This window comes from Anaerolineales bacterium (assembly GCA_022866145.1).
Classification (GTDB): domain Bacteria; phylum Chloroflexota; class Anaerolineae; order Anaerolineales; family E44-bin32; genus PFL42.
On sequence record JALHUE010000422.1, the window covers coordinates 1 to 2,356 of the forward strand.

Below are 2,356 nucleotides of genomic sequence, written 5' to 3' on the forward strand. Positions count from 1 at the left end.
CTCGGCCTCGGTGCGGATGTCGTGCCCCAGCAGCCGGGCCGTCCCTGCGCTTGGGTGCAGCAGGCCGAGCAGCATGCGGATGGTCGTCGTCTTGCCAGAGCCGTTCGGGCCAAGCAGCCCCACCACTTCTCCGGCGCGGACATGGAACGACACGTCGTCGACGGCGGTGAACTCCCCGAAGCGTTTCGACAGGCCCTCCACCTGCAGCACGCCCTCGCCCACCGTCGGCCGGACCGGCGCTTCAGGTGGCGGCAGCGAATCACGCATGGGCTTCGACCCCGACTCGCAGACCCTGCGCTCCCTGGAGCAGGAAGACGTAGACATCCTCCAGCGTCGGTTCTGCCTCCCTGATCGCCTGCACCGAACAACCCGCCTGAGAGAGTGAGGCCCGCAGCCGATCCTGGGCCAGGCCGAGCGCGCCCTCCGCCACGCGCAGGTGGAAGCGATCTCCCATGGCCTGCACATCCTCCACCAGCGGCTCGGCGCCCGCAACGAGCCCCACGGTTCGGAAAGGGGCAGCCGCCAGCTCGAGGACGCGCCCGCGCAGCGGCTCGCACAGCGACCGGGGAGGACCCTCCGCCATCACGGCTCCCCGGTTGAGAAAGGCCACCCGCTGGGCGCGGGCCGCCTCATCCATGTAGGGGGTGCTGATCAGCACCCCCACCTGCTCCTCCAGCAGCCGAATCAGCAGCTGCCAGAAGCTCTGCCGCGTGACCGGATCCACGCCCCCCGTCGGTTCGTCCAGCAGCAGCACCCTGGGGCGGTGGATCAGGGCAGCCGCCAGGCCCAGCTTCTGCCGCATGCCGCCGGACAGTTCCCCGGCACGCCGCCCCCCGAACTCCTGGAGCCCGACAAAGGCCAGCATATCCATCGCCCGAGGTCGCCACTCGCCTGCCGGCACGCCCCGCACCTCGGCAAAGAAACGCAGGTTCTCTAGCACGGTCAATTCCTGATACAGGCTGGACTGCTGTGGCAGGTAGCCAATCATGGCCCGCGCCTGCTCGACGTGCGTGCTCAGGTCATACCCGCACAGCACGGCCTGCCCCGCGTCCAGCCGAAGTGCTCCGCACAGCAGCCGCATGATCGTCGTCTTGCCGGCGCCATCGGGACCCAGCAGCGCGACGATCTCGCCAGCCCCGACTTGCAGGTCCACCCCGTCCACGGCGACCTGGCTGCCGAAAGCGCGTCGCAGCCCCCGACCTTCAATCATCGGCATCCCGGGGATTGCCTCGTTCTTGCTCACTGCGCTTCCTGACCCTCAACTCTCAAAACGGACATCGGCCGGCATTCCGGGCTTGAGGCGGCCTTCCGCATCCTTCACCGTAAGCTCGACGGCAAAGACGGTGATGCGTCTCCCTTCCTCGGTCTGCACATTGCGCGGGGTGAACTCCGCCTGGTCCGCGATCCGGGTGACCTCGGCTTCAAACACCACGCCCGGGAAGGTATCGACTTCCACGCTGGCAAGGTCCCCGACGGCGATCTCGCCGTAGCGGTCCTCGGGCACGAAGACGGTGATGGTCAACGCTTCCTGCTGGCGGATAGCAATGGCGGCGGCACCCGGTGTGAGCACCTCGCCCGGTTCCACCGAGCGGGCGACGACGATCCCATCCACGCTGGCGCATACCTGCAGCTTGTCAAGCTGCAGATCGATCGACGCCAGATCCGACTCCGCCTGGGTTTCGGCCATCTCCAACTGGGCGCGCCCCTGGGCCAGCGCCGCCCGCCGCAGGGCGAGCACATCACGGTCCGGCCCGGTCTTCCACTTGTTCCATTCCACATCAGCTTTGGCCAGGCGCGCTCCCGCAGCCGAGACCGCGGCATCCAAGATCGCCTGGTCAATATCCGTCGGCTTGCCGGCGTACCAGTTCAGGTTCGTCTGGAGCGCATTGCGAGCCTGGCGGGCTTCGTACAGCGCCGCCTCGGCCGCCGCCCGCTGCGGGTCACTTGTGGGCTTGTCCTCGACCCGGTTCAGGGCATTGTTCGCCTTGCGCACCGCCTCCTTCGCCAACTCGAGCTGCGCCTCGACGCCTTCGATGGTCTCGTCGGTGGCCCGCCGGCCCTTCTGCTGATAGCTGCGGCGGCGCTCGGCGTCATCCAGCACGTCCCGGGCATTGGCCAGTTCGACCTCAGCCTGCGCCGCCTGCAAGGGCGCATCCTCGTACAGCTGGTCGAGCGCCTGCCAGGCAGTGAGCAGCTGAAGGCGAGCCGAGGCCATGGCCGCCTGGCCGGAGGCGGCGACCAGGTCGCGCTGGAGGCGCAGGAGTTCGTCATCCAATCGGAAGAGCACCTCGCCGGCCTGCACCACCTGCCCCTCCGTCACCAGCACCTCGACCACTCGCCCGCCGCTCTCGGAGCC

At 68.6% G+C, this 2,356-nt stretch carries 3 protein-coding genes; all 3 read right to left on the reverse strand.

Features of this window, described 5'->3' with window-relative positions; all coding sequences use genetic code 11:
* Positions 1-267, reverse strand: a 267-nt coding sequence (locus MUO23_12705; GenBank protein ID MCJ7513814.1) for an ATP-binding cassette domain-containing protein, incomplete at its 3' end; no start/stop codon positions are given.
* The gene (locus MUO23_12710) at positions 260-1,243 is read right to left on the reverse strand and encodes an ABC transporter ATP-binding protein (GenBank protein ID MCJ7513815.1); all 984 of its coding nucleotides are present in this window, start codon (positions 1,241-1,243) and stop codon (positions 260-262) included. The genes MUO23_12710 and MUO23_12705, both read right to left, overlap by 8 nt.
* Before the next feature lie 15 nt (positions 1,244-1,258).
* Positions 1,259-2,356, reverse strand: a 1,098-nt coding sequence (locus tag MUO23_12715; GenBank protein ID MCJ7513816.1) for an HlyD family efflux transporter periplasmic adaptor subunit, incomplete at its 5' end; no start/stop codon positions are given.